Annotated in this window: 22 protein-coding genes; 5 read left to right on the plus strand and 17 right to left on the minus strand. The window is 63.5% G+C overall.

Going from position 1 to position 26,210, the window contains the following annotated elements; translation table 11 throughout:
- Positions 1 to 136: 136 nt before the first annotated feature.
- Entirely contained in the window at positions 137 to 1,006 is an 870-nt protein-coding gene (locus EJ079_RS32220; RefSeq protein ID WP_013533042.1) for a LysR substrate-binding domain-containing protein, read from the plus strand.
- Here EJ079_RS32220 and EJ079_RS32225 read toward each other — a convergent pair.
- The 4 genes from EJ079_RS32225 to EJ079_RS32240 all read right to left on the minus strand — a co-directional run bounded on the left by EJ079_RS32225 (position 1,003) and on the right by EJ079_RS32240 (position 6,633).
- Positions 1,003 to 3,477 carry an FAD-dependent oxidoreductase gene (locus EJ079_RS32225; protein WP_127811143.1) on the minus strand — a complete coding sequence of 825 codons (2,475 nt, stop codon included), beginning with the start codon at positions 3,475 to 3,477 and terminating at the stop codon, positions 1,003 to 1,005. The two genes, EJ079_RS32220 and EJ079_RS32225, sit on opposite strands and share 4 nt — an antisense overlap.
- A gap of 82 nt (positions 3,478 to 3,559) precedes the next feature.
- Entirely contained in the window at positions 3,560 to 4,348 is a 789-nt protein-coding gene (locus EJ079_RS32230; RefSeq protein ID WP_127811144.1) for a DeoR/GlpR family DNA-binding transcription regulator, read from the minus strand.
- A gap of 80 nt (positions 4,349 to 4,428) precedes the next feature.
- Positions 4,429 to 5,085 carry a GntR family transcriptional regulator gene (locus EJ079_RS32235; protein ID WP_127811145.1) on the minus strand — a complete coding sequence of 219 codons (657 nt, stop codon included), beginning with the start codon at positions 5,083 to 5,085 and terminating at the stop codon, positions 4,429 to 4,431.
- A 105-nt stretch (positions 5,086 to 5,190) separates the two neighbouring features.
- The gene (locus EJ079_RS32240) at positions 5,191 to 6,633 is read right to left on the minus strand and encodes a DHA2 family efflux MFS transporter permease subunit (RefSeq protein WP_127811146.1); all 1,443 of its coding nucleotides are present in this window, start codon (positions 6,631 to 6,633) and stop codon (positions 5,191 to 5,193) included.
- Positions 6,634 to 7,002: 369 nt separating this feature from the next.
- On the opposite strand from EJ079_RS32240, the gene EJ079_RS32245 reads away from it, so the two are divergent.
- Entirely contained in the window at positions 7,003 to 8,019 is a 1,017-nt protein-coding gene (locus tag EJ079_RS32245; protein WP_127326990.1) for a Zn-dependent oxidoreductase, read from the plus strand.
- A gap of 7 nt (positions 8,020 to 8,026) precedes the next feature.
- On the opposite strand, the gene EJ079_RS32250 is transcribed toward EJ079_RS32245, so the two are convergent.
- The 6 genes from EJ079_RS32250 to EJ079_RS32275 all read right to left on the minus strand — a co-directional run bounded on the left by EJ079_RS32250 (position 8,027) and on the right by EJ079_RS32275 (position 14,520).
- Positions 8,027 to 8,731, minus strand: a complete 705-nt coding sequence (locus EJ079_RS32250; protein WP_164873898.1) for a cyclase family protein — start codon at positions 8,729 to 8,731, stop codon at positions 8,027 to 8,029.
- Positions 8,728 to 9,666, minus strand: coding sequence for an ABC transporter permease (locus EJ079_RS32255; RefSeq protein WP_127811148.1), 939 nt, complete (start codon positions 9,664 to 9,666; stop codon positions 8,728 to 8,730). The genes EJ079_RS32250 and EJ079_RS32255 overlap by 4 nt, the downstream gene beginning before the upstream one ends.
- Positions 9,663 to 10,637: an ABC transporter permease gene (locus EJ079_RS32260; protein WP_127811149.1), complete on the minus strand. Its 975-nt coding sequence runs from the start codon at positions 10,635 to 10,637 to the stop codon at positions 9,663 to 9,665. The genes EJ079_RS32255 and EJ079_RS32260 overlap by 4 nt, the downstream gene beginning before the upstream one ends.
- Positions 10,630 to 12,120 (minus strand): sugar ABC transporter ATP-binding protein, encoded by a 1,491-nt coding sequence (locus EJ079_RS32265; RefSeq protein WP_245481771.1) that lies wholly within the window; start codon positions 12,118 to 12,120, stop codon positions 10,630 to 10,632. Before EJ079_RS32265 ends, EJ079_RS32260 begins: the two co-directional genes overlap by 8 nt.
- Before the next feature lie 13 nt (positions 12,121 to 12,133).
- Complete coding sequence (locus tag EJ079_RS32270; protein ID WP_127811150.1) at positions 12,134 to 13,210, minus strand: ABC transporter substrate-binding protein; 1,077 nt, start codon at positions 13,208 to 13,210, stop codon at positions 12,134 to 12,136.
- Between the two features lie 62 nt (positions 13,211 to 13,272).
- The gene (locus EJ079_RS32275) at positions 13,273 to 14,520 is read right to left on the minus strand and encodes an enolase C-terminal domain-like protein (RefSeq protein ID WP_127811151.1); all 1,248 of its coding nucleotides are present in this window, start codon (positions 14,518 to 14,520) and stop codon (positions 13,273 to 13,275) included.
- Positions 14,521 to 14,670: 150 nt separating this feature from the next.
- Here EJ079_RS32275 and EJ079_RS32280 point away from each other — a divergent pair, with 150 nt between their 5' ends.
- On the plus strand, positions 14,671 to 15,432 hold the full coding sequence (locus EJ079_RS32280) for a GntR family transcriptional regulator (RefSeq protein ID WP_081738640.1): 762 nt from the start codon (positions 14,671 to 14,673) through the stop codon (positions 15,430 to 15,432).
- 130 nt (positions 15,433 to 15,562) lie between these two features.
- Here the strand turns inward: EJ079_RS32280 and EJ079_RS32285 are convergent, their stop codons facing one another.
- The 7 genes from EJ079_RS32285 to EJ079_RS32315 form a co-directional block, all read right to left on the minus strand.
- Positions 15,563 to 16,441, minus strand: a complete 879-nt coding sequence (locus EJ079_RS32285; protein WP_127811152.1) for an SMP-30/gluconolactonase/LRE family protein — start codon at positions 16,439 to 16,441, stop codon at positions 15,563 to 15,565.
- Positions 16,442 to 16,488: 47 nt separating this feature from the next.
- Positions 16,489 to 17,451: a 3-keto-5-aminohexanoate cleavage protein gene (locus EJ079_RS32290; RefSeq protein WP_127268274.1), complete on the minus strand. Its 963-nt coding sequence runs from the start codon at positions 17,449 to 17,451 to the stop codon at positions 16,489 to 16,491.
- Positions 17,448 to 18,395, minus strand: coding sequence for a 3-hydroxyacyl-CoA dehydrogenase (locus tag EJ079_RS32295; protein WP_127811153.1), 948 nt, complete (start codon positions 18,393 to 18,395; stop codon positions 17,448 to 17,450). The genes EJ079_RS32290 and EJ079_RS32295 overlap by 4 nt, the downstream gene beginning before the upstream one ends.
- A gap of 10 nt (positions 18,396 to 18,405) precedes the next feature.
- Entirely contained in the window at positions 18,406 to 19,212 is an 807-nt protein-coding gene (locus EJ079_RS32300) for an SDR family oxidoreductase (RefSeq protein WP_127382824.1), read from the minus strand.
- Between the two features lie 13 nt (positions 19,213 to 19,225).
- Entirely contained in the window at positions 19,226 to 21,310 is a 2,085-nt protein-coding gene (locus tag EJ079_RS32305) for an ABC transporter permease (RefSeq protein ID WP_127811154.1), read from the minus strand.
- Positions 21,307 to 22,839 (minus strand): sugar ABC transporter ATP-binding protein, encoded by a 1,533-nt coding sequence (locus tag EJ079_RS32310; RefSeq protein WP_127811155.1) that lies wholly within the window; start codon positions 22,837 to 22,839, stop codon positions 21,307 to 21,309. The genes EJ079_RS32305 and EJ079_RS32310 overlap by 4 nt, the downstream gene beginning before the upstream one ends.
- A gap of 79 nt (positions 22,840 to 22,918) precedes the next feature.
- Entirely contained in the window at positions 22,919 to 24,046 is a 1,128-nt protein-coding gene (locus tag EJ079_RS32315) for a sugar ABC transporter substrate-binding protein (RefSeq protein ID WP_127398449.1), read from the minus strand.
- Positions 24,047 to 24,265: 219 nt separating this feature from the next.
- Here EJ079_RS32315 and EJ079_RS32320 point away from each other — a divergent pair, with 219 nt between their 5' ends.
- Entirely contained in the window at positions 24,266 to 24,940 is a 675-nt protein-coding gene (locus EJ079_RS32320) for a GntR family transcriptional regulator (RefSeq protein WP_013533053.1), read from the plus strand.
- Between the two features lie 232 nt (positions 24,941 to 25,172).
- Positions 25,173 to 26,000: a phosphogluconate dehydrogenase C-terminal domain-containing protein gene (locus tag EJ079_RS32325; protein ID WP_127811156.1), complete on the plus strand. Its 828-nt coding sequence runs from the start codon at positions 25,173 to 25,175 to the stop codon at positions 25,998 to 26,000.
- Positions 26,001 to 26,210 lie beyond the last annotated feature (210 nt).

Consider the following 26,210-nt stretch of genomic DNA (forward strand, 5'->3'; position numbering starts at 1 on the left):
AACGGCCGGCAGGGATGTCGACCATGCTCAGGCTGAGGGTCGGCAAAACATAAGTCAAATCGTTCCTTTCGATCTTTTCCTAAGCCATCCTTATGATAGGATGTCGGCGATTTCAGAAGTGTCGGAGGCACGGCAGATGCGCTACGTCCAGTTGCGAGCCTTTCACCAGGTGGCCATCTGCGGTGGCTTTTCACGTGCCGCCGAGGCGCTCTTCCTGACCCAGCCGGCGATCTCGGACCAGGTGCGCAAGCTCGAGGAAGAGTATGACGTGCTGCTGTTCAACCGCAACAAGAAGCAGGTCACGCTGACCCATTCGGGCCAGAAATTGCTCGAAATAACCCACCGCATGTTCGATACCGAGCAACAGGCGCTGGAGTTGCTGACGGAGTCCCGCGCCCTGCGTTCCGGCACGCTGCGCATCGTCGCCGATGCCGCACATCATCTGCTTCACATTCTCGGCAGCTTCCGGGCTCGCTACCCCGGCGTCCAGGTTTCGGTGCGCGCCGGCAACACCGAGACGGTGATCAGCAGCCTCTACAGCTACGATGCCGACATCGGCGTGCTGGGCGAGGTGCCGACAGGGCGCGATTTCGAGGTGCTGAAACTCAACTCGACGCCGATCATCGCGTTTGCATCCGTCGACCACCCGCTGGCCGCGAAAAAGTCGCTCACCCTCAAGCAACTCGCGCAGGAATCGCTGGTCATGCGCGAGCGCGGTTCGAAGACGCGTCAGAAACTCGAAGATCTCGCAGCCGCCTCGAAAATCGAACTCAGGCCGGCGATCGAAGCCGAGGGCCGCGAAGCGGTCCGCGAGATCGTCGCATCGGGCGCCGGCATCGGCTTTGTCTCGGCGGCCGAATTCGGCCAGGATTCGCGGCTGGTGCCGATCACCATCGATGCTCCCGAGACCCTGATGGACGAAGCGCTGATCTGCCTGCGTGAACGCAGCGGCGGCAAACTGGTGCGGGCGTTCCTGGATATGGCAAGGTCCATGTCGGCGGATTAGGCGGCAGCGCGAACCTCCACCACATCAGCCTTCACCCGCTCCGACTTCGGATCGTAGGGGCTGCGCAGATGTGCTGTCGCGGCATGGCGAACGCCGGCAAGGTCGATCTCGAAACGACCACCGGTGAGAAACGCAGCATCGACGCCCGCCTCGTTCTCGATCAGCCCGAGCGCCACCGAGCGGCCAAGCGTGTGGCCGTAGGCGGCCGAGCGGACTTCGCCGACCGGCTTGCCGTCGCGCAGGATCAGTTCGCCGCCCCACAGCATCGGCTCGGCATCATCGAGCGTGCACAGCACGACGCGTCTTGCCGGTGCTGATGGCTTCGTCTCAACCAGCGCGTCGCGGCCGATAAAGCCACCCGGCTTGTCCATCGCCACAGCAAAGCCAAGCCCAGCCTGCCAAGGGCTGATATCTGGCGTCAGTTCACGACCCCAGGCGCGAAAACCCTTTTCGATACGCAAGGCGTCGAGCGCGTAGTAACCGGCATCGATCAGGCCAAACTCGCTGCCAGCCTCATGCAGTGCCTCATAGACACCGACGGCGAATTCGGTCGGCACGATCAGTTCCCAGCCCAGTTCGCCGACATAGGTCATGCGGTTGGCATAGGCGGTGGCATAGCCGATATCGATCTCGCGGATGGTGGCGAAGGGAAAGCCGGCGTTGGAGAGATCGGCCGAGGAGAGTTTGCCCAGCAGATCGCGCGAGCGCGGCCCCATCAATGCCAGTACCGCGTAGGACGAGGTGACATCGGTCAAGATTGCATGCGCGTCGGACGGGATGTTTTTGACGATCCAGTCGGCATCGTGGATGGCTTGCGCCGAACCGGTGACGATAAGGAATTTCTCCACGCCAAGCCGCATCACGGTGAAATCGCTTTCATAGCCGCCACGTGCATTGAGCACGCCCGTATAAACAGATGTACCGACCGGTACGTCGATATTTCCGGCGCAGATCCAGTTGAGCGCGGCGCAGGCATCGTGGCCTTGCACGAGGAGCTTGGCGAAAGAGGTCTGGTCGAAGACGGCGACGGCTTCGCGTGTCGCCGTCATCTCGCGCTTGACCGCCTCGTGCCAGTTCTGACGGCCGAAGGCATAGTCGTTTTCGGCTTTTTCTCCCGGTGCCGCGAACCAGTTGGCGCGCTCCCAGCCCATTTTGGAACCGAAGCAGGCGCCCCTGGCGGCGAGCCGGTCGTAGAGCGGCGACCGGCGGAACGGCCGTGCGGTATCCAGTTCGCGGTTCGGCCACGGCATGGCGTAGTGCAGGCCGAGCGTTTCCTTGACACGGTCATGCAGCCAGCGCGGATTGTTGTTGAAGGGGGCGAAACGCCTGATATCGACCGGCCATAGATCCATGGTCGGCGCGGCGTTGACGATCCATTCCGCCAGCGCCCTACCCGCACCGCCGGCGCTGGCGATGCCCATCGAATTGAAGCCGGCGCCGACATAGAAATTCTTCAACTCCGGCGCCTCGCCAAGGAGAAAATTGTTGTCCGGCGTGAAGCTCTCGGGACCGTTGTAGAATTTCTTGACCTCGGCCTCGGCCAATTGCGGCACGCGGACCAGCGCGTTTTCCATCAGGATTTCGAACTGATCCCAATCGTCCGGCAACAGCGCGAACTCGAAATTTTCGGGAATGCCATTCATGCCCCACGGCTTGGCGTGCGGCTCAAAGCCGCCCATGACCAGGCCGCCGACCTCTTCCTTGAAATAGATGAAACCGTCGGGGTCGCGCATCACGGGCAGGTCCGGGTGCACGCCCTCGATCCTGCCGGTAACGATGTACATGTGCTCGGCCGAATGCAGCGGCACCGAGACACCGCACATCAGCCCGACCTTGCGCGCCCACTGGCCGGCGCAATTGACGACGATCTCGGCGGCAATGTTGCCGCGATCCGTCTCGACACCGCAGGCGACACCATTCCTCTGGCTGATACCAGTGACCTTGACCCGCTCGATAATTTTCGCGCCGCGATTGCGCGCACCCTTGGCGAGCGATTGCGTGAGATCGGTCGGATTGGCCTTGCCGTCGCCCGGCAGCCAGACGGCGCCGACCAGATCGTCGGTCGCCATGACCGGCCAGAGATCCGCCGCCTCCTTCGGCGAAATCACATCGATGTCGACCCCCTGGGCGCGTGCCGATGCGGCCGTGCGCTTCAGCACCGTCATGCGGTCGGCGGTGCGCGCCACCGACAGCGAGCCGCAATTCTTCCAACCGGTGGCGAGTCCGGTCTCCGCTTCCAGCTCGCCATAGAGCTGCGTAGAGTATTTGATCAGGCTGGTCATGTTGGAATGACTGCGCAACTGGCCGACAAGCCCTGCGGCGTGCCAGGTGGTGCCACCGCTGAGTTGCCCCTGTTCGAGCAGCACAACATCGGTCCAGCCGAGCTTCGTCAGGTGATATGCGACCGAGCAGCCGATGATACCGCCGCCGACGATGACGACGCGCGCCTGGGTGGGAAATTGGTTTGCCATGGGAGATCCTGCCGTTTTGACACGAGCCGGATCATAGCAGTCGAATTCCAAATATCAACACAAAATACCACAAAATATCACATCAAGATGCAACCATCAACTCAGGCCCCTTGCGCGCAAGCGCTTCGGCGATGTCGGCCTGCGGCTTCGCATCGACGATCACGCCGGCGGCGTGCTGAAAATTCGGGATCCTGAGCGGCGTCAGCTTTGCGAACTTGCTGCTGTCGAGAACGAAGTAGGTTTTGGCGGCAAGCGCGATCATGCGGCTGCGCTGTTCGGCGCCGGCGCGGGTGAAATCGGTCACCTCGCCGTCGGGCGACAGCGCGCCACCACCGAGGAAGGCGATGTCGACGCGAAAGCGCGCCATGGCTTCGAGCATGTCGATGCCGGAGGCTGCTTCTTCGCCGGGATCGACTTCGCCACCCAGCATATGCACGCGCATGCCTGAGACGTGGCACAGCAGAAGCGCGATCGGGAGGTTCGCCGTGCAGATGGTGAGATCGCGCAGGTCGGTCATGGCTTGTGCGACGGCCAGCGTGGTGGTGCCGGAATCGAGGAACACCACCATGCCGTCCTTCACAAGACCGGCAGCTATCCTGCCGATCGCAGCCTTGCCCCGGGCATTCTCCTGGCTGCGCAGGCTCATTGCCGGTTCGCTCGGCTCGAAACGGGCAGCGCCGCCATGGACGATGCCGAGCTGCCCTTTATCCGACAGCAGTTTCAGGTCGCGGCGGATGGTTTCGCGTGAGACATCGAAGAACCCGGCCAGTTCGGCGACACTGACAGACCCGTGAGCGCCCAGCCGCCGCAGGATCTCTTCGTGGCGACGTGGAGCAAGGGCGCGCGCCGGCAGGCTGCTGTCGGGGGACATGATGATCCTGGATCGAGTATCGATGTTGCAATATGTGGCAGTGATCGCGCGCAGAGGCAACCGGAGCTCAAGCCACGCCGTCAGGATTTTCGCGACAGACCATCTTCCCTGATCGCGCTGACCAGCGTCTCGCTTCCCTCGCGAAGATGCTGCCTCAGAATGCTTATGGCCTTGTCCTCCTTGCGCGCCCTGCAGGCGGCCAGCAGGTCGCGGTGCTCCGTCTGCGAGCGGCTGCGATAATCCAGGTTCGACAGGAGGATGCGGACGTAGCGATCTGCGGCATTGTGGTGCGCCTCGATCAGGCCGAGCAATCGACGGTTACCGCAGGCGTCGTAGAGAGCCAGATGAAAGGCACGGTTCAGCGCACCCCATCGGCCGACATTGCGCTCCGCGTCGATCTGGTCGAGCACCTGTTCCGCCTCGTCGAGCTTCGCGCCGGCGAGGTTGGGAAGCGAAAGCCGCACCGCCTCGCATTCAAGCAGTTCGCGCAGTGCGTAGATTTCACCGATCTCGGCGCCGTCCATCCGGGCGACCTGCGCGCCTTTTGTCGGATGAATGGAAACAATACCTTCGGCTTCCAATTGGCGAAGGGCGTCACGAATTGGCATGCGGCTGAAGCCAAACTGCTCGGCCAATTCATCCTGGCGCAGCGAAGTGCCCGCCTTGATGGTTCCACTGGCGATCGCTTCGCGCAGGACATTGGCGACCTGTGCGGCCACGGTCCGCGGCCCCTGCATCACGCTTTCCGCAAATCCTCGCAATCGATGCTCCCGCTCACATGGTGCCAGCCTAACTGAAGACTCCCCATGTGGATATATGTATGCCCGTATACATATTCGGCATCATTTGCGCGAATTGCCCGGTCGAACATGGCCGCTGACCTGCACGCCGTCCTCGGCACGCAGGTACAGGAAGCCGGGGACGGACAGCAGCGGGATGACCGCGGTCAGCAGGAACACCTGGTGGAAGCGTTCCGCTGTCACGTTGTGGGTTTCTCCTGCGACAAGGCCCAGCACCATGGCGGCGATCGAAACGCCCAGGGAAACGCTGAGTTGCTGCAGGACGCCGCCGAGACTGGTGGCGCGGCTGAGCTTGTCGTCCGGCAGGTCGGCATAGGACAGCGTGTTGGAGGTCATGAACTGCGCCGACCGGATGACCCCGAAGACAAAGACGTAAAGGCCGATCATCCAGTGCGGCGTATCGGCTTCGATCAAGGCGAAGCCCCCGACAGCGGCGGAGCCGACCACCGCGCTGCCGATGAGCACGACATTGAAGCCAAAGCGCCGCAACAGCGGCGACAGCAGCGGCCGAATGAGCAAGGTGCCGAAGCTGCCGACGAATGTCAGCGAGCCCGAGGTGACCGGGCTCATGCCAAAGCCGACCTGCAGCATCAGCGGCAACAGGAAAGGCACGCCATTGAGGCCAACGCGGCACAGGCCGCCTGCGAGCGTACCGACCCAGAACGAGCGAAATCGAAACAGTGTCAGATCGACTGCCGGTGCAACGACGCGGCGCGCATAGCGCCCGAAGGCGAGCAGCAGTAGGATCGCCGCGGCCAACACCAACGCTGTCGCCGAAACGGAGATGATCGGCCTACCGATGCTTTCCAGTCCGAACTGCAGCAGCGCGACTCCGCATCCGACCATCAGGAACCCGGCGAAGTCGAAGCGTTGCATCGCTTCCTCGCGGAAATCGTCGACGAAGCGCAGCGCCGCCAGAATGCCGAGACAACCGAAAGGCACGTTGACATAGAATATCCAGCGCCACGATGCATAGGTGGTCAACAGGCCGCCGAGCAGCGGCCCGATCACAGGCCCCATGATGGCGGGCAAGGTCATGTAGGTCATGGCGGTGATCAACCCGCTGCGCGGAAAGCTGCGCAGCAGGATCAGCCGCCCGACCGGCGTCATCATGGCGCCGCCCAGCCCCTGCAGGGCGCGCATCGCCAAAAGCATGCCGAAACTGTTGGCCATGCCGCACAGCGCCGAGCCGAGGGTGAAGGTGAAAAGCGCCAGCGCGAACACTTTTCGTGCGCCGAACCTGTCGGCGAACCAGCCGCTGACGGGAATGAATACGGCCAGCGTCAGGATGTAGGTGGTGATCGCCAGGTTCAGCCTGACCGGCGTCGTGTCGAGGCTGCGCGCGATGGCAGGGATCGCGGTGGTGATGATGGTGGAATCGAGCTGCTCCATCAGAAAGGCGATGGCGACGATGATTGGAATAATCAGTCTCAGCCTCGGATCGCGCTCGGTGGCAAATTGAGGCTGTTCCAATGCTGTTGCCATTCCGTCATGCAGGCGGCTGCCCCATTCCAGATGGCGCGTCCGCGTTCAAAGGCAAGGTCGCCTTCCGTGCGGCAAGCCGGCCGAGGCCCCGATCACACAGCTTATGGTCCGACGGATAGGCAAGCGGTAGTCATTTCCTCCTTGATGGAAGTCAACAAATTTTGACTGCCCGCCCCTTCGAGAGGAAACCGGCAAGGACAGCGCTTTGAGCGTCCAAACTGCGGACGCCAGGGCATTTGCGTTTCAGTGAACGCCAGTTCCGATTTCGTGTCGCAACGTCGGGTAAGAGGCTGTCTAACAGCCGCCATGAGCGCTTGACGAAACAGCGAGATTGAGCCACTTGTCGACTAGTATACAAGTGGTGAGGCCATGCTTGAAGTTCTCGTTCGCGCGCCGCAGTCGCTGGAAGTCCGGCAGGGCACGATACCCCAGCCCGGCGCCGGCGAAGTTGTCGTTCATGTCAGCCGTGCCGGCATCTGCGGCTCCGACATTCACATCCTGCATGGCTCCAATCCGTTCGCCGTCTATCCACGTATCATCGGCCATGAATTCGCCGGCACCGTAACAGCGCTCGGACGCAATGTGACCGGCATTGCGACGGGAGACCGTGTGGTGGTCGATCCCGTGGTGTCGTGCGGCCACTGCTATCCCTGCCGGGTCGGCCGCTCCAACGTCTGCGCCAACCTCGAAGTGATGGGCGTTCACCGCGACGGCGGTTTTCGCGCCTTCGTCGCGGTGCCGGCGGCAAATGCCATACCGGTTCCAAGGGATATGCCGTTTGGGCTGGCGGCACTGGCCGAGCCGTTTTCCATCGCCGCCAATGTGCTTGATCGTACCGGTTGCGGACCCGAGGACACGGTGCTGATCTATGGCGCCGGCACGGTCGGCGTCACTGTCCTGCAGGTCGCCAAGCTCAAGGGCGCACGCTGCATCGTTGCCGATATCGACGAAGCCCGCCTGGAGCGAGCGCTCCGCTTCGGTGCCGACAGGGTGATCCACTCCGTGCGCGATCCCGTGCCGGCCGCGGTGCGCGGTGAAAATGACGGTCTTGGCCCGACGCTGGTCATTGACGGCGCCGGCATTCCCGCACTTCTTGACGAGGCTTGCCGGCTGGCCAGCCCGGCGGGCCGCATCGGCCTGCTCGGCTTTTCGGACGCCCCATCCAACCTCAGCCAGCAGGAAGTGGTGCGCAAGGAACTGACCATCGTCGGCTCGCGCCTGAACCGCCGGCTGTTGCCGCGCGTCGTCGAATGGCTGGCCGACAAGCGGCTCGATCCGCAAGGCATGATCACGCAGGTGTTCGCGGCGGCGGATGCACGCGCAGCCTTCGACTTGATCGAGAAGGAACCGGAGCGAACGCTCAAGGTTCAGCTGGACTTCTCGTAAGCCGGAATTAGCCCTCGACCAGCGCGACGGCGCGCAGTGGTGATCCGGTACCGCCTTCGATCGCCAGCGGCAAGCTGATCAGGAAGCACCGAGGCGGCAAGTCACCAAGCCGTGCGAAATTCTCGCCGATCAGGATGCCGGCTGAAAGCAACGTACTGTGCGCCGGGAAATCCTCGCTGCCGAAACAATCGATCGACAGGCAGTCCGAGCCAACGATGCGCGCACCGCGCTCGACCAGCAATTCGCTTGCTTGCCGCGATAGGCCGGGCCAGTCGGCGAGAAACGCGGCCGGATCGTCCCAGAACCGGTCCCAGCCGAAATGGAAGAACACGGCGTCGCCCTGCCGTACGCAGCCATGTTCGGCCTCGAAAGCGAAGATAGCATCCGGCTCGACCGCCTGCCGGGGACGACAGCCACGCGCATCGATCGTCACCATGCGGCCGAAGAAACGCTCGACCGGAATGCCGGAGATGGCAGCACCGCCGCGGATGAAATGGACCGGCGCGTCGAAATGCGTGCCGGTGTGCTCGCTCATAGCCAACGCATGATTGCAGGCGACATCGCCGCGGTCATAGGATTCCACCATCTCCTGGCAGTAATGCGGGTGCGTCGGCCACACCGGCATGCCGGGCTTCATCGGATGCGTCAGATCGACGAAAGAAACTGCCTTTGTTTCGAACAGCCCGGCGAGCGTATCGGTGGCGGGTTTCATCTGACGCGAGGCCTCGGCACGAGAGCGACGATCAGGATGATCAGCACGCCGGTCAAAAGGAAGCGCACGCCTGCCTGGATGCCAAAGGTGTTGAGCATGGTAGACATCAGGTTGAAGAACAACGCAGCCCCCCATATGCCTACCGCGTTGGCCTGCCCACCAGCGACGCTGGTGCCGCCAAGCACCACCACGGCGATCGATTCCATCAGATAGGCGTCACCCATGTTGAGTGCTGCCCCGCCGCTGAAGCCGGCAAGCAGGAAGCCGGCGAGCGCCGCCGCCGTGCCGCACAGCATATAGGCAATCAACCGCACCCGTGCGACGTTGATGCCGGAAAGCCGCGCCGCCGGTTCGCTCTGGCCGGTGGCCAGCACTTGCCGGCCCCAGACCGTGCGTTTGAGAGCGATCATGGCGGCCAGCGTCAGCAGCATCACCGCGATCGGCATGAATTGCACGCCGCCAAGGTTCATCGAGGTGAACCGGGAAAGGCCTGCCGGCGGCTTCAGCGTCGCCTGGCCGCCGAAATTGAAGGCAAGCGACTGAAAGACGAAGCTCCAGGCGAGCGTCGCGATGATCGGCGGCAGCCTGAGCGCGACGATGGCAAGGAAGTTCGCGGCACCCGCGACAGCGCCGACGGCAAGTGCTGCAAGCAGGCCAGGCAGCAGCATGCCGTCGGACCCTTGCATGACCGTCATCGACACATAGGCGGCCAGCGTCAGCACGGATGGCACGGACAGGTCGATATTGCCCGGCCCGGAGGCGACCACGAACATCTGCCCGGTTCCCACCACCACGCTGAAGGCACCGAAGGCGAGCGCGCCCGACAGCGTGGCGCCGGCACTGCCGATGCCCGAATAGGCTGTCGTCGCCAGCCACATTGCGAGCGCCACGATGAAGCCGTAGGTCCACGGGGCGAGGCTCAATCTTCGGGTCATCGCGTCCGCTCCGACAAAAGCACGCGCCCGGCCAGCACGAGAAACAGGATGACGCCCTGGGCGCCGATCTGCCATGTCGGCGGCACCTGCAGGAAAGACAGAAGCGAGCCCGCGAGCGACAGCGTCAGAGCGCCGATCACCGTGCCGACCGGCGAGACGACGCCACCGGTGAAAGCGCCGCCGCCGAGGATCACCGCGCCGACGCCGAGCAGCGTATAGGCCGGCGCGACATTGGCGTCGCCCGATGTGGTGAGGCCGGTCAGCGTCAGCCCGGCCAGACAGGCGAGCAGGCCGGCGACCGCATAGACCGCGACCCGGATGCCGATAACGGACCAGCCGGCGCGCTCGACGGCGCGCGGATTGCCGCCTGCGCCGCGCAGCACCACCCCGTAGGAGGAGCGTGAGATGACGAGATGGCCGGCGAGTGCCGCCAGTGCCGCCAGCCAGATCGACAGCGGCAGCAAAGGCGGCTGCCAACTCATGAAGGCGGCAAGCCATGCAGGTGCCGAGCCACCCGGTGCCGGCAACAGGATGACGGCGATGCCGAGCCAGATGAAGGACATGCCCAGCGTCACGATGATCGAGGGCAATTGCCGGGCATGAATAAGCAGGCCGAAACCGGCATAGGCGGCGATCAGGACGATGTAGCACAGCGCCGCGATTGCCGGCGCGTCCCCGAGATAGAGCGCCGTGACGCAGGTGATCAGCCCGACAAAGGCGCCGTTCGACAGGTCGATGTCGCCCAGCATGATCACCATCATCTGCGCCAGCGCGGCAAAGACCAGCGGCACCGAGAGCTTGAACAGCAGATGGAAGCCGAAATAGCTCATCGCCGCCGGGCGGATGCTGAAGATGATGGCCAGCATAACCAGCAGCGCGATCGCCGGCAGGCCGACCTGCAGCGCATTGAGCAAGGCCGGGCGCGCCTTGGAGGACGATCGGGCGGGAGGACGGGCTACGGCGTCAGACATGCTCGCCTCCGAACGACGCCTGCAGGATACGGCCGGTCTCGATGGCCTCATCTTCCAGCCTGGTCACGGCGCGGCCCTCGCGGAAGACATAGATGCGCTCGCAATTGGTCAGCTCTTCGAGCTCGGTTGTGTACCAGACGAAGGCGCGTCCGTTCTCGGCCTCCGCGCGGATCAGCCGGTAGACCTCCTGCTTGGTGCCGACATCGACGCCGCGCATCGGATCGTCGAGGAAGATCACCTCGGCGTCCGACGCCAGCGCACGAGCGAACAGCACCTTCTGCTGGTTGCCGCCGGACAGCGACATGATCGGCGTGTCGATCGAAGGCGCCTTTACCTTGAGCCGCTCCGACCAGGTCTCGGCCAGCTTGCGAGCGGCGGCGCCTGAAATCATGCCGCCCCGCGTCAGCGCATTCAGGCTGCGGATGGTCAGATTGTCGGCGATAGACCACAGTGAGAACACGCCTTCAGAGCCGCGGTCGCCGGCAACATAGGCACCCGGCAAGGCCTCGCGCTGCCGGCGCGCGGCATAGAACATCGCGCGCAGCCGCTCGCGCTGGCCGTGGCCGTCGAGCCCGGCGAAACCGATGATCTCGCCCTTGCCGACTTCGATGGTCAGATCAGCGGTGTCGCGGCCGGCATGCCGGATAACCGGAGCTTGCACCGACGACGCCTTGCCTACGGAGCGATCGCGGGGCCGCTCGATGCTGCCCATCAATTCGACAAGCGCGGCGCGCGACAGGTCGGCGGTCGCCCGCTCGGCGACGACCTTGCCGTCGACCATGACGACGGTGCGGTCGCAGACGGCGAGGATCTCGTTCAGTCGATGGGTGATCAGGATGCAGGCGATACCACGTCCGGCGGCACGACGAATGTAGGTGAGCAGTTGCTCCGTCGCCTCATGGCCGAGCGCCGATGTTGGCTCGTCGAGAATGACGGCGCGCAATTTGACGCTGGTCTGCGTGAAGGCGCGGGCGATCTCGACCATCTGTCGCTCGCCGATCGACAGGTCGGCGACCTTCCTGTCGAGGTCGATTCCGTGGCCAGGGAAGATCTCGTCCAGCACCGGACCGATTACCTGGCGCGCGCGCCGCCGCCAGCCCAACCCACGCAAGGACCTGTGCACGATGCGGGTGTTTTCCGCCGACGTCAAATTGGCGCAGAGCGACAGTTCCTGAAAGATACAGCGCAGACCGGCCTGCTGGGCACTGGCCGCACTCCAGGCACCGATCTCACGTCCGCCGACGCGAAAGCTGCCGCTGCTGCGCTCGATGGTGCCGGCCAGCACGTTCATCAGCGTCGACTTGCCGGCGCCGTTGTGACCGACCAGGCCAACGACCTCGCCGGGGTTCAGATGAAAATCCACGCCGCCCAAGGCATGCACGGCATCATAGCTCTTGCGGACATTGCCTACCTCGACAAGAGGGCTGTCAGCATCGCCTCTCTCTGCTGCGTCCTTTTTGGGCGACGTGGGATCGTTCATCATTCGGCCATGCTGCTCATTTCGGCGCGGGTACGCCGGGCAGAGGTTCTTTCTTTACGTTGGCGTCGATGATCTTGGCCACCAGCTCCTGCGGATATTCGGCATTGACAACGCCGCCTGCGGGAACCGTCTTCAGCCAGGCGTCGAGGTCTGGCTGATTGATCTGCAGGAGCGGCACCTCGACGAATTTCGGCACCTGCTTGCCGGCCAGGATCTGCTGCGCGACCCAGAACGCGACCTGCGAGACGCTGGGCGTGGCGCCCAGCGAGAAAGTTTCGTAGCCGCCGGCATCATGCTCCTGCTTCCACAGCGCCAATTCGTCCTGGCGGTTGCCCATGATGATGATCGGCAGCGGCCGGTTGGCGGCCTTGAATGCCTGCGCCGCGCCATAGCCGTCGCCGCCCTGCGTCAGCACCGCATCGACCTGAGGCAGCGACGGCAGGATGCCCGACACTTCCTTTTGTGCCACGGTGGCCGTCCACTGACCATAGACCTCGCCGACAGCCTTGTAGATGGCGTGCGCCTTCATCGCCTTCTCGACGCCCTCATGCAAGCGCTTGTCGAAACCGTCGCCGGCCATACCGCGGATCTCGAGGATGTTGGCCGGCTTGTCGCCGAGCTTGCTGGAGATGAAATCCAGTTCGGCCTTGGCATAGGAATCGAGGTTGTAGTCGACGACATAGGCGCAAGGCTCGGTGACGCCGCTGGCGAAGGCGACGACCGTGATACCGGCATTGCAGGCATCCTTGATGGCGCCGTTGAGTGCGGTGTCGGAGCCGGCAAGGACGATGATCGCATCGTAGCCCTGCAGGATCAGGTTCTCGATCTGGCTCGCCTGTTCGGTCACCGAATTGTTCGAGCTGACGACGGCTGTTGCGGCGACCTGCTTGTCGGCCACGGCCTTGGCGCCCATTTCCTCGAAGCTCTTGATCATCACCTGGCGGAAGGAATTGCCGGCGTAGGAATTGCTGAAGGCGATCTTCTTGGCCGAAGTGTCGCCCTTGGCGACGCCGTCATCGGCGCGCGCATGCAGCGCTGCAAAGCTGGTGCAGCCGAGCATGGCTGCAACGAATAAAGCTGTGGTCCTGTTCATTGTTGTTCTCCTCCGGTTGAAAGTCATAGCGTCCTCCCGACGATCCTTTCGAACGAAAAAAGTCAGCCCAGCCCGAGATCAGGCACGGCATCGTTCAAGTGGTCGGCGAAATTCGTGTTGGGCAGCAGCGGATACCAACCCGGACGGCCGGGATCGCGGTCGTAGGCATAGCCGCCCAGCGAGCGGTAGAGTTCGGCATAGGTGGCGAGTTTGTCGCGATCGAGCTCGACGCCGAGACCCGGTGCCTCCGGCACCGCGATCGCACCATTCTCGTAGCGCATCTTGCCGCCGATGATGATGTCGTCGGCAAGGTGGTGGTAATGCGCGTCGGCGGTGAAGACGAGGTTGGGCAGCACAGCGCCAAGATGCAGCATGGTGGCGAGCTGGATGCCGAGTTCGCCAGAGGAATGCACCGCAATACCGAGACCGAACGTGTCGCAGATCTGCGCCGCGCGCACGCAGGCGCGGATGCCGCCCCAGAAGGTGGTGTCGAGCAGGATCACGTCAACCGCAGGGTCGCGCACATTGGTGGCGAGCTGTTCGAAATCGATGACGATGGTGTTGGTGGCCAGCGGGATGGAGAGCTTCTCGCGCAAGCGGCGCATGCCGGCAAGGCCCCAGGTCGGATCCTCGAAATAGTCGTTCCTGAGATCGGAAATGGCTTGGCCGAAACGCAGCGCCTCTTCGACCGACAGGGCGGCGTTCGGATCATAGCGCAGCGTGTCGGCAGGAAATTCGGCGGCGAGCGCCCTGAAACACTCCAGCTCATAGTCGGGGTGAAACACGCCGGCCTTGAGCTTGTGGGCGTGAAAACCATGTTCGGCCTTGAGCGCGCGGGCATGCTCGAGCAATTGATCGATGGTGCGGACCTCGCCCTTGCCGCTGCGGCGGTCGGCATAACGGAAGAACAGATAGGAGGCGAAGCCGATCCGGTCGCGCACGCGCCCGCCAAGCAATTGGTAGACCGGCACGCCGAGCTTCTTGCCGATGATGTCGAGACAGGCGAATTCCAGCGCTGCGTGGAGCTGCGTGCGATTGTTGTAGAGCGACGCCGTCGGATTGCAGATGGCATAGCGCATCCGGTTGAGATCAAAAGGGTCATGGCCGACCAGGTAGGATTTCAGCCCGGCGAAAGCGAGTTCGGCGCCGGCGCCGCCACCGCCCATCTCGCCGAGCCCAACAATGCCTTCGTCGGTCTCGACCTCGACCACGGTGCGGACAAAGCGTCCCCAATGCGTACCGTTGCTGTGCCGCAATGCTGCTTCCAGCGGAACGGTGATGGTGGTCGCCTTGATGTCCGTGATCTTCATGCCGGCTCCTCTCCCCCTAGCCTGCTGGCGTCATACACACTACCATGGTAGTATGTCAATACAGCGTCATTCCTGCTTGCCGCTTGAGTTGGGGCGTGCGCAGTGTCATGACCGGAGCAGTGCAGCGCCATTCACAGCAACGGATTCGTCATGGGGACCAAGCTTTCGGGGGCGACCAGGTTTTCAGGCAATGCTGCCAGGCTGAAAAACGCCGGTCAGCGCGAACCCTCGCGGGTTCTGGAGCCGGTCAACAATCGCATGCCGATCTCGCCGCAGATCTACGAGCGCCTGCGCCGCGCCATCACGACGCTGGCGATGTTGCCGTCGGAAGCGCTCAGCGAACAGGACCTTGCCCAGCAGCTCGGTGTCAGCCGTACACCCGTGCGCGAGGCGCTGATCCGGCTTGCCGATGAAGGGCTGATCGACATCCTGCCGCAACGCGGCAGCTTCGTCGCGCCGATCCGGCTAAGTGACGTTGAGGAAGCGCAGTTCATTCGCGAGGCGCTCGAAGTCTCCGTCGTGCAGAAGCTGGCCGGACACGGTTCGAGCGCCTTCATCGCGGCAGGCAGGGTGAACCTTGCCCAACAGGCCAAGGCAGTGGCCGAGGGCGACCGCGAACTGTTTCTCGAGCTTGACGAGGGCTTCCATCGCAGCCTTTGCGAAGAGGCCGGCCTGCCCAAGAGCTGGCGGGTGATCCAGGTGGTCAAGCTGCAGATGGACCGTGTGCGCTATCTGAGCCTGCCAGAGCCCGGCCACCTCGAAACGCTGCTCGCTCAGCATGTGGCGATCTTCGAGGCCGTGGAGACCGGCGAGGCAAAGCAGGCAGGCGCGCGTATGGCGGCGCATTTGCGCGAAGTGCTTCGCACGGTTCAACGGCTCAACGTGGCCCGCCCGGACCTCTTTGGCCAATGATCCGTTGACCGCTCATTGTGCCATTGGGTGAAGAGCAGACGCCACGGACGTGCTGCCACATTTTTAATGAGGGATTCCTGCGCGCCAAGGCCTGATCCGCGTATGCTACGGGCGCTTCGCTTGCCTGGCGTCAACCGCCGAAGCGCGGCTCCGCGACGCCCGTGATGCCAAGGCCCGTGATGGCGAACAGACTGCCGCGCAAAACGCCGTCGCCGGGAAAACGCGGCAGCGGCGGCTTGGCCATCGAGGTGACGTAAAGGGTGTCCAGCTTCGGCCCGCCGAACATGACGCTGGTGATCTTCTTGACCGGCATGTCGATGACACGGTCGATGTTGCCATCGGGCGCATAGCGCACCAGTCTTCCGTCATAGACCAGCGCATTCCACAGATAGCCCTCGGCATCGACGGTCGAGCCGTCCGCCGCACCGCCCCGGCTGGTGTCGACGCGCACGAAGGTGCGCCTGTTGGTGGCGGCACCGGTCGCGATGTCGTAGTCGTAGGCCCATATCTCGCCGGTCCAGGTGTCGGCGAAATAGAAGGTGCGGTCGTCGGGGCTCCAGCATGGACCATTGGAACAGATGATGCCGGAATCGATCCGGGTGACGGAGAAGTCCGGATCGAGCCTGTAGAGCCCGCCGGACGGCCCCTCTTCCATCGTATCCATGGAGCCGGCGAAGAAACGGCCGTACCGGTCGACCTTGCCGTCGTTGAGCCGGTTCATCGGCTTGTCCGGCTCGGGATCGTGGATCAGCGTCACATCGCCGGAGGCGAAATCGAGCAGATGGAAGCCGCGCTGCAGCGACACCACGGCGCCGCTGCCATCCTTACGCAGCGCCATCGAGCCGATCTTCATCGGCACGTCCCATGACCGGATCTCGCGTCCGTCGGCGGTCGCCCGAAACACGCGCCCGTCGAAGCTGTCGATCCAGTAGAGTCGTTCCTGTTCGACGTCCCACAGCGGCCCCTCGCCCAGTGTGGTCTTCACGTCCACCACGACTTCGATCTTCATGCCGTCCTCCTCCGTTTTTGCGTCTCGCGGCGATTGCCCGGGCCGCCTCAGAAAGCGACCTTGTCGCCGCCTTTCAATGACAGGATCTCGCGTGCCTCGTCGGGCGTCGCGACCTCCATGCCGAGCCCTTCGATGATCTTGCGGGCCAGCAAGACCTGCTCAGCGTTCGATTTGGCAAGCTTGCCTTTGCCAGCCCACAGACTGTCCTCCAGCCCGACGCGGATGTTGCCGCCAAGCGCTGCCGATTGCGCGGCGATGCGGAGCTGGCTGGCGCCAGCGCCGAGAACCGACCAGCGGAACTGGTCGCCGAACAGCCGGTCGGCAGTGCGCTTCATGTGGGCGACGTCTTCGGGATGGGTGCCGATACCACCGAGCAGTCCGAACACCGACTGCACGAAGAAAGGCGGCTTCACCAACCCGCGGTCGGCGAAGTGGGAAAGGTTGTAGAGATGGGCGATGTCGTAGCACTCGAACTCGAAACGCGTGCCGTTGTCGTAGCAGGTCGCCAGGATGTACTCGATGTCCTTGAACGAGTTGCGAAAGACGAGGTCGCGGGTCGCTTCCAGATGCGGCTTTTCCCAGTCGAACTTGAAGGTCTCGTATTTGTCGGCGAGGTGATAGAGCCCGAAATTGATCGAGCCCATGTTGAGTGAGGCGACTTCCGGTTTGAACTGGGCGGCCGGGCGCACGCGCTCCTCGACCTTCATGTACGGGCTGCCACCGGTGGTGATGTTGATGGCGGCGTTGGTGCCTTGCTTGACGCGCGGCAGGAAGCGAGCGAAGGCCTCCGGCGTCTGGTCGGGCTTGCCGGTTTCCGGATCGCGCGCATGCAGATGCAGGATTGCGGCACCGGCTTCGGCAGCCGCGATCGCCTCCGAAGCGATCTGGTCTGGCGTGATCGGCAGATAAGGCGACATCGTCGGCGTGTGGATGGCACCTGTCACCGCGCAGGTGATGATGACCTTGCCCTTGGTCTGTGCAGGCCCCGGCTTGCGGCTGGTTTGCGTCATTCTCCGAACTCCTGATCCGATTTTCTCTTGTGGGCGGCGAGCGCCATGAGCCGGCGGTCACGCCACACCTGCCGGTCGCCTAGGCTTTGCTGTGGCAGTCGCTTGCGGCGATCAGCCTCGACCGTGTCGATGACCTTGCCGGCCCAGTCGACGCGTCGCTGCATCTGGGGAAAGATGTTGGAATAGATGCCCTGATAACGCTCGACATAGTCGCGCACGCCGCCAGGCGCATTGAGATCGATGGTCTCGAATGGACCCATGAACGACCAGCGCAGCGCCAGCCCGTCGCGGATGCCGATGTCGACATCCTCGACACTGGCGTAGCCGTCGGCGACAAGCCGGAAAGCCTCCTCAAGCAATGCGCCTTGCAGGCGGTTCATGATGAAGCCGTCGAGTTCGCGCTTCATCACCAGGGGCGCATGGCCGGCGTCGATGAGGAAGGCGCGGGTTGTCTCGACCGTCTCGGCGGAAGTCCATGGCGCCGGCACGATTTCGGCCGCCGGAATGAGATAGGGCGGATTGATCGGATGCACGACCAGACAGCGATGCCGCCCTTGCAGATGGTCGGTGAATTTCGACGGCAACAGCGCCGAGGTGGAACTGGCGATGACTGTCCGCGGATCGGCAAGCCTGTCGATCAGGGCAAACACCTCCCGCTTCACCTCGAGGTCTTCGGGTGTGTTCTCCTGGATATGAACGGCACCCGCCAAGGCCTCTTCAAGCTCGGCGACAACGGAAATACGGTCAAGCACGTCACCGGCTTGCTGTCCCCGCAGAAGATCGTTCGCGGCGAGATCACCGAGCACGCCGGCAATGTAGTCGCGGGCGCCACCCGTGGCAGTGGGCAACTGGTCCCACATCCGCACATCATGGCCGGCGCGGGCAAAGCTGATTGCCCAGGCCCGCCCGATAAACCCGCTTCCGACGATCGCGACATTGGCCATGGCTTGTTCCTCAAAGTGTTTCGACGTTGCCGTCGACGCCGAGCGACTGGCCGGAAATGTTGATCCCCGCATCGGAGAGCAGGAAGGCGACCATCGACGCCACATCATAGGGGCTGGTCATGCGGCGCAGCGAGATGTTCTGCAGATAGCGTCCGGTCATCTCCTCGTGGCTGATACCGACCTGCTTGGCGCGCGCCGAGATAACACCTTCGATGCGGGGCCCCTCGATGATGCCGGGCAGGATGGCGTTGACCCTGATGGCGTGCGGTCCGAGCTCCTTGGCGAGACTCTGCGTGAAACCGATGACACCGAACTTGGCCGCCGAATAGGGTGTGCGGAAGGCGTAGCCATGGCGGCCGGCGGCAGACGACATCGAGACGATCGAACCACCGCCCGCCGCCTTGATCAGCGGCACGGCGCGCCGAGCGCACAGGAACTGGCCGGTCAGGCAGATGTCGATGCAGCGCCGCCAGTCGGAAGGGTCGATCTCGTCGACACCGCCGGTCGGCCCGGCAATGCCGGCATTGTTGATCAACGCATCGAGCCCGCCGAGTTTTTTCTCGACCGCCTCGAACAGGCGGTCGACATCCTCGTCGCGCGAGACATCGGCCTTGACCGCAGCGACAAGGTCGATCTTGCCGGGAGCAGCGGCCAACGCCTCGTCGGAAACATCGCAGACGACGATGCGAGCGCCGAGGCGTGACAGCGTGTCGGCTATGGCAAACCCGATGCCGCCGGCGCCCGCCGTGACCAGCACGCGCTGGCCTTTCAGCCCGGTCAGAAATTCGTCCGCCGATTCCGGCGCCCTTGTGCTCATGGTCCTGTCCTTTTCATTGCAGCCGCCGTTCGCGCAACGCCATGACGGCGCCCAGAACGACCAGTCCGTAAAGAATTGCCCTCGTGGCATAGGGAAGCGTGGTGCCGGCGAGCAGCATCTGCAGTGCGGTCAGCAACAACACGCCGCCGAGCATGCCGAGATAGTGGCCGCGTCCGCCGGTGATCAGCGCGCCGCCGACCACCACCACGGCGATCGACGGCAACAGATAGTCGTCGCCCATGCCAAGGCTTGCCTGACCCGAAAAGCCGGTCAGCATGATGCCGACAACAGCCGCGCAGACGGCCGAAAGCATATAGACCAGGATCAGCGTGCGCTCGACGCCGATGCCCGACAAGCGCGCCGCGCGCAGCCCATTGCCGATGCCGTAGACGCGTCGTCCGAATGGGGTGCGGCCAAGCAGCAGTACCGCCGTGACGACAAAGACGACCATCAGCAGGACGATTGGGGTCAGCAGGCCGGCAAGCTTGGCCGTCATGACCCAGCGCAGCATCGGCGAGGAAAACCCGGCCGGCGTTCCCTGCGAATAGAGCAGCGCACAGCCTTGCAGAATACCGTTGGTGGCGAGCGTCATGACGATCGGCGAGATGCCGAGATAGACGATGCCGAAACCATTGGCGAAGCCAATGGCGCAGGCCATCACCAGGACGACCGGCAAGGCGTAGACAAGGGCGGCGTCGGAGCCGTTGACCATGCCTGCCAGGATGATGCCGGAGATGCCGATCGTCCACGGCACGGAGAGGTCGAGGCCTCCGGTCAGAATGACGGTTCCCTGCCCGAGCGCCAGGACGGCTAGGAAGGACGACAGCACCAGCAGCGAATTCCAGTACCCCGGATTGAGGATGGCGCGGCCGAGCCAGACCTGCGTGACGACCACGATGAGCAGCAGGCAGACATAGGCGGGCAGCGCATAGCGCAGCGTTTCCGCATTGCGCAGATGGAAGGCAGGGCGCGGCGATGCCGGACTGCGCTGGGCATGGGCTGGCTCGGCGATCTTGAGACGCCGGTCCACGCGCTCGAGTTGCGAGGGCAATATGCCGGCGCGCCAGGCGGCAAGCCGGGCGCGCGCGGCGCGCAATTGCACGGCAAGCACCGATGCATGCGAGATCGAGCCGGCAAGTGCCGCCAGCACCAGAATCGTGCCTTCGGCAATGGTCGAATAATAGGCCGATACGTTGAGCACCAGCAGGATGTTCACCACGATCATCAGGATGTAGGCGCCGAAGACAGAGCCCACCGGGCCGCCCTGCCCGCCACCGAGGCGCGTGCCGCCGACGACGACCGCCGCGAACATTGACAAGAGCAGCGGATTGCCGACCAGCGGATCGCCGCTGCCGGTCTGGGCGCTGATGAACACGCCGGCAAGGCCATAGCAACCGCCGGCGATGACATAGACGGCAAAGCGCACCAGCACGACATTGATGCCGACGGAAGCGGCCGAGTCCGGATCGCTGCCGACCGCATAAAGTGCTGTGCCGAAGCGGGTTCCCTTCAGCCAGAACCAGGCGAGCAGGACGACGCCGATCACCACCAGCGGCATCGGCAGCCAGCCGGTGATCGCGTCGCCGAGATAAAACGTGCCAAGATCGGGCGACACGAAGCCGCCGGGCTTGTCCATCACCAGCAGCGTCACGCCTTGCAGGATGAACATGGTCGACAGCGTCACCACGATGGGCTGCATGCGCAGCACGGCGATGAAGAAGCCGTTGAAGGCGCCCACCGCCATGCCGACGCCGATGCCGACGGCGGTCCACAGGATGATGCTGGCGCCTGGCGCCATCGGGTCCATGCTCGATGCCAGCACGGCATTGACCAGCGATATCACCGCCCCGGCGGACAGGTCGAAGCCGCCCGACAGGATGACGATGGTCTGACCGATCGCCGCGAGCGCCGAGGTGGCGCCGCCGCTCGACAGGAACGACACGTCGAAATAGGTCAGCGGCCCGGCGCTGATCCAGTCGACGACGAAGAGCAGGATCGCCAGGACGGCCGCGGCGATCAGCGCGCCGCGATTGCGCACCAGCGCACGGCGCAGTCCGAAGCGGCCGGGAACAGGGGATGAGGATGCTGCGCTGCTCATGCGGCGGCTTCCCCGGCTTGCCCGAGCGCCGGGCGCATGATGGCCGGTTCGGTGATGGCGTCGCCTTCGAGTTCGGCCGCGATGCGCCCGTCATAGAGGACCAGGACCCTGTCGCATTGGTGAACGAGTTCGGGGATCTCCGTCGAGTGCAGCAGGATCGAACCGCCCGAACCCACATAGTTTCGCATCATCACATAAAGCTCGTGCTTGGTGCCGACGTCGATGCCTCGGGTGGGATCGAACAACAGAAGGATGCGGCTCTGCGCCACCAGCCATTTTGCAATGGCGATTTTTTGCTGGTTGCCGCCGGAAAACGCACCGGCCCGCGTCCAAAGCGCGCGGCGGTCGACCTCGACAGTGTCGAATGCCGCCTCGACGGAGCGGGTCTCGGCTTGCGCGTCGACAAGGCCTAGCCGAGTGAAGCGCGATATCACCGGCAGAGTGGCATTCTGGCTGCCCGACAGTTTCAGGAACAGGCCTTCGGATTTACGGTCTTCCGGCACCAGGCCGATGGCCATGTTGGGGCGCAAAGCATCGGCCGGCGAACCGAGCCAGACCTTGCGGCCGTCGACGAGTATGTGGCCGCGCTCGATCTCGGCCATGCCAAAACAGGCCAGGAACAGGTCCTGCTGGCCCATGCCTTGCAACCCGGCGACGCCGAGGATCTCGCCTTTGCGCAGATCGAAGTCGGCGCCGTCGAGCTTGCGCCCGACCTTGAGGTCGCGCACGCCCAGAACCGGCGGCCCGAAAGCCTGGGCGCTGTCCGGCTTAGGCGGGAAGGTCTGTTCGATGCTGCGGCCGATGATCTTTTCGATGACGTCGGCATCCGAGACATCGGCGACCGGCGCGGTGACGATGTGGCGGCCGTTTCTCAGGATCGTCAGCGTGTCGCAAAAGGCGCGGACTTCGCGCATGCGATGGGTGATGAAGACGATGGTGGTGCCCGCCGTCTTCAGCCTGGCGATGATCGCGCCCAGCCAGTCGACGTCGCGGCCGGCGAGCGTCGAGGTCGGTTCGTCAAGCAAAAGGATGCGCGGCTTACGGTAGACGGCACGGGCGATTTCGATCTTCTGGCGCACCGAAAGCTCAAGTTCACCCACCTCGGCATCGAGATCGACGGAAAAACCGAGATCTTCGATATGGCGACGGACGGCCTTGCGGGCAGCACCGCGGCGGATCAGGCCGGAGACGCCCACGGGGGCGTAAGGCAGCATCATGTTGTCGAGGACGGAGAGGTCGCGCACCAGGGTCATCTCCTGGAATGCAGTCTGCATGCCGAGTGCATGTGCTGCGCGCGGTGCGCCGTAAGCGATCTCCTTGCCGAAGACACGGACATGGCCTTGGCTCGGCCGGACCAGCCCGGACAGCAGCTTCACAAGTGTCGACTTGCCGGCTCCGTTTTCACCGAGCAGGGCATGGACGCTGCCGGGCGCGATCGCAAACGACACGCCGTCCAGCGCGACGGTCGGGCCGAACGCCTTGCTGATGCCGTCGATCTCGATGGCGGGGAGCTCGGAATGTTCTGTCATTGTCCTCGATCGCCGGCTTGGCATGGATTGACGATGCACGGACAACTGTCCGTGCATCGTCACACGCGCCTTGGGAGGCTTAGTTCTCCGGTTGTCCGACGAGGGCAGCATTAAGGCCGACCTCGGGTGTCTGGTCCGAGAAGATCGAGGCAAACCAGCCCGGATTGGAGACCAGCGACGGCTTGAAGGCGTTGCAGCCGGCCTTCATCTCCGCCCATGTGCCTTCGTCGCACAGCTTGATCGTCTCATTGGTGACGACCGGCAGCGGCAGGATGGTGGTTTTCGGCACGTCCTTGCCTTCGATCGCCTCGACGGCAAGCTTCAGCGCCAGCGCACCCGAATAAGGCGGCGAGGCATAGGAAATGCGTTGTGCGCCGGCCGGCGCGTAGGGCGGGGCCGCACCTTCGACTGCGGTGCCCTCCGGCAGCATCTGGATGCGGCCGCCATTGGAGCCCTCACCGGCACAAGGCAGGAGTTCGCTGGTCTTCTTGCCGGCCTCGAGCTGCATCGAGTTGGCGGTGAAGCAGCCGACCTGCATCCACAGCCCGTTGATGTCGTCCCAATTGCGGGTGGCCAGGATTTTCGAAAGCTCGGTGCGGGCGACCGCCTGGCTCCACATGCCGACAGCCTCACCGACGATCTTGATATCAGGATATTTGGCGAAGACTTCCTTGGCGGCTTTTGTCCGCTGATCGTCAACGGATGTTCCCGGGACACCCGTGATGGCGATGATGTTGCCCTTGCCGTTGAGCTTCTTGACCAGCCATTCGGCGGTCACCCTGCCGGCTTCCAGCTGGTCGATGTGGACGTTGTAGGCGCAAGGCTCGGTGATCTCGGCGTCGTAGGCAAAGACCTTCACGCCCTTGTCGCAGGCATTCTTGACGACCTGGTTGAGCGCGGTCGGCGAGATCGGATATACGACGATGGCCTCGGCGCCGCTTTGCACCATTGCGTTGATCTGCTGAATCTGGCGTTGCGCGTTGGGGCCAGCGACCTGGACCTGCAGGTCGACCTTGTCGGCCAGGCTCTTGTGGGCGGCCATGGCCTTGACCATGTTGGCCGCCTCCGCCTGCCAATCATTGCCGATGTAGCTCATGCTGAGAAAGATCTTGTGCTTCTCGGCTGCCTGCGCGGCGGACAGGCCGAAGGCGCATGCAGCCATCCCAGCCAGCAGCGCGAGCCGCCGGACTTTCGATCCGATACCCATGTGAAACTCCTCCCAAACAGAACGACCGAATGCCTCCCAAGGGCACAAAACGTAACCCTTGCCATTCGATGCCAGCGACCGTAACATGGTTTGATCAAATATCAATGATGAAATCGTTTATATCAAAACGGGCTATGTCGGCCGCTTGACGTGGCACCACGAACCTTGCATTCCCAGACAAGCAATAGTGTCGCCCTTGGGCGGGAAGGTTGACCGGAGATGGCTGGATCGGCGTTCAGGAAGCCTGGTGTCGAGATCATTCCACTGTCCAAGGAAACTCTGCAGGACCGGGTCTACAATCAGGTCACCGAACTGATCCTCGACGGCAGCATCGTACCGGGCGAGATGGTCACGGTTCAGAGCCTCGCCGACGCCTTTGGCGTCAGCCCGATGCCGGTCAGGGAAGCGCTGCGGCGCCTGACGGCAGCCAACGCGCTCACTGTGGTATCCGGACGCTCCATTGGTATTCCGGCGCTCAGCCGCGAGCGGCTCACCGATTTGCGCAATGTACGTTTTGAGATAGAGGCCATCGCCGCCGGCTGGGCCTCACAGAACCGGAGTGATGCGGATCTTGCGATTTTCGCGCGCGATCTGGACTCGCTGGAACGCGCGAATGGCGCGGACGACGTAAAGGCCTATCTCAGAGCGAATTACACCTTCCACTTCGCAATCTACCGAGCAGCGGGATCCGAAACCCTGCTCAAGATCATCAAGGATCTATGGCTGCAGATCAGCCCCTATTTCAATATGCTGCATGGGTCCTACTCGACCGCGAACACATACCATCAACAGATGTTTGCGGCCCTGCGCGACCGGGACGAGCAGGCAGTTCAGGCGGCGGTTCGCGGCGATATCGATGCGGCTTTCGACATGCTGGTCGATCTTTTGAAGTAGCGCCCGGCCCGGCCTCCGACCCCTATCACATGCCTCCTATTTCTGGGGATGGCAGAGCAGCACTCATGCGCACTCAGCGGGCAAGCGCGCTGGAGCTTGCCGGCGGCAGCCGATGACGCGGCGAACGCACGCATGGTCATTATCGGATTGCCAAAATCTGGTAGCGTGATTATACCAGTTGATCAGTTGACGACGGGCGATGCCGTCGGCGAAGAACAGGAGTGGTGACCAGATGACAACGATTGCGCTGTTCGGGGCTGGCGGGAAAATGGGCTACCGCCTGTCGACCAATTTTCGCGGGTCGCCCTACACGATACGCCATGTCGAGGTCAGCGATGCCGGCCGCGAACGGCTGAAGACCGGACTGGGTTTCGATACGGTCAGTGCCGACGAGGCGCTCAAGGACGCCGATGTGGTGATCCTGGCCGTCCCCGACACGCATATCGGCAAGGTCGCGGCCAGCATCGAGAGCAAGCTGGCGCCAGGCACGATGGTGGTGGTGCTCGACGCGGCGGCACCTTTCGCCGGCCATCTGCCGAAGCGGTCTGACCTCACCTATTTCGTCACTCACCCCTGCCATCCGCCGATCTTCAATGACGAGACCGACATGGCAGCCAAGAAGGATTATTTCGGCGGCGTGAAGGCCAAGCAGCATATGGTCAGCGCCCTGATGCAGGGGCCGGAAGAAGACTACGCCAAGGGCGAGGCGATCGCGAAGATCATCTGGGCGCCGGTGATGCGTTCGCACCGCGTCAGCGTCGAACAGATGGCGCTGCTCGAGCCTGGCCTTTCGGAGACGGTGTGCGCCTCGTTGCTGGTGGTCATGAAAGAAGCCGTCGACGAGGTCGTGGCGCGCGGCGTCGACCAGCAGGCGGCACTCGACTTCCTGCTCGGCCATATGAACGTGCTCGGCGCCGTCATTTTCGGCGAGACCAAGGGCGTTTTCTCGGACGCCTGCAACAAGGCGATCGAGTTCGGCAAGCCGGTGCTGATGCGTGACGACTGGAAGCGCGTGTTCGAACCGGAAGAGATCGCCGCCAGCATTCAGCGGATCACCTGAGAGAAGACAGGTGCTTGACGCAGCACCTCGAAGGCCCGGCATGCCATTGCCGATCCTCGGTTTTGGTAGCTCATCAGGTACATGTCACCTGAATTTGTGGTTGACTCATCATACCAGTTGGCTTAGCTGTTCATGGCTCGGATCGACAAGGTTTCGCAGGGAGCACGATGCCTGGGCAAGTGGAGGATGGCTGGGGAGCAACGATCCGTC

The sequence above is a fragment of the Mesorhizobium sp. M7A.F.Ce.TU.012.03.2.1 genome, assembly GCF_004006095.1.
Classification (GTDB): Bacteria; Pseudomonadota; Alphaproteobacteria; order Rhizobiales; family Rhizobiaceae; genus Mesorhizobium.

Bases quoted from the DNA above. Each gene is read 5' to 3' on its own strand.
- EJ079_RS32220 (WP_013533042.1), top strand. From the start codon at position 137: ATGCGCTACGTCCAGTTGCGAGCCTTTCACCAGGTGGCCATCTGCGGT.
- EJ079_RS32225 (WP_127811143.1), bottom strand. From the start codon at position 3,477: ATGGCAAACCAATTTCCCACCCAGGCGCGCGTCGTCATCGTCGGCGGC.
- EJ079_RS32230 (WP_127811144.1), bottom strand. From the start codon at position 4,348: ATGTCCCCCGACAGCAGCCTGCCGGCGCGCGCCCTTGCTCCACGTCGC.
- EJ079_RS32235 (WP_127811145.1), bottom strand. From the start codon at position 5,085: ATGCAGGGGCCGCGGACCGTGGCCGCACAGGTCGCCAATGTCCTGCGC.
- EJ079_RS32240 (WP_127811146.1), bottom strand. From the start codon at position 6,633: ATGGCAACAGCATTGGAACAGCCTCAATTTGCCACCGAGCGCGATCCG.
- EJ079_RS32245 (WP_127326990.1), top strand. From the start codon at position 7,003: ATGCTTGAAGTTCTCGTTCGCGCGCCGCAGTCGCTGGAAGTCCGGCAG.
- EJ079_RS32250 (WP_164873898.1), bottom strand. From the start codon at position 8,731: ATGAAACCCGCCACCGATACGCTCGCCGGGCTGTTCGAAACAAAGGCA.
- EJ079_RS32255 (WP_127811148.1), bottom strand. From the start codon at position 9,666: ATGACCCGAAGATTGAGCCTCGCCCCGTGGACCTACGGCTTCATCGTG.
- EJ079_RS32260 (WP_127811149.1), bottom strand. From the start codon at position 10,637: ATGTCTGACGCCGTAGCCCGTCCTCCCGCCCGATCGTCCTCCAAGGCG.
- EJ079_RS32265 (WP_245481771.1), bottom strand. From the start codon at position 12,120: ATGATGAACGATCCCACGTCGCCCAAAAAGGACGCAGCAGAGAGAGGC.
- EJ079_RS32270 (WP_127811150.1), bottom strand. From the start codon at position 13,210: ATGAACAGGACCACAGCTTTATTCGTTGCAGCCATGCTCGGCTGCACC.
- EJ079_RS32275 (WP_127811151.1), bottom strand. From the start codon at position 14,520: ATGAAGATCACGGACATCAAGGCGACCACCATCACCGTTCCGCTGGAA.
- EJ079_RS32280 (WP_081738640.1), top strand. From the start codon at position 14,671: ATGGGGACCAAGCTTTCGGGGGCGACCAGGTTTTCAGGCAATGCTGCC.
- EJ079_RS32285 (WP_127811152.1), bottom strand. From the start codon at position 16,441: ATGAAGATCGAAGTCGTGGTGGACGTGAAGACCACACTGGGCGAGGGG.
- EJ079_RS32290 (WP_127268274.1), bottom strand. From the start codon at position 17,451: ATGACGCAAACCAGCCGCAAGCCGGGGCCTGCACAGACCAAGGGCAAG.
- EJ079_RS32295 (WP_127811153.1), bottom strand. From the start codon at position 18,395: ATGGCCAATGTCGCGATCGTCGGAAGCGGGTTTATCGGGCGGGCCTGG.
- EJ079_RS32300 (WP_127382824.1), bottom strand. From the start codon at position 19,212: ATGAGCACAAGGGCGCCGGAATCGGCGGACGAATTTCTGACCGGGCTG.
- EJ079_RS32305 (WP_127811154.1), bottom strand. From the start codon at position 21,310: ATGAGCAGCGCAGCATCCTCATCCCCTGTTCCCGGCCGCTTCGGACTG.
- EJ079_RS32310 (WP_127811155.1), bottom strand. From the start codon at position 22,839: ATGACAGAACATTCCGAGCTCCCCGCCATCGAGATCGACGGCATCAGC.
- EJ079_RS32315 (WP_127398449.1), bottom strand. From the start codon at position 24,046: ATGGGTATCGGATCGAAAGTCCGGCGGCTCGCGCTGCTGGCTGGGATG.
- EJ079_RS32320 (WP_013533053.1), top strand. From the start codon at position 24,266: ATGGCTGGATCGGCGTTCAGGAAGCCTGGTGTCGAGATCATTCCACTG.
- EJ079_RS32325 (WP_127811156.1), top strand. From the start codon at position 25,173: ATGACAACGATTGCGCTGTTCGGGGCTGGCGGGAAAATGGGCTACCGC.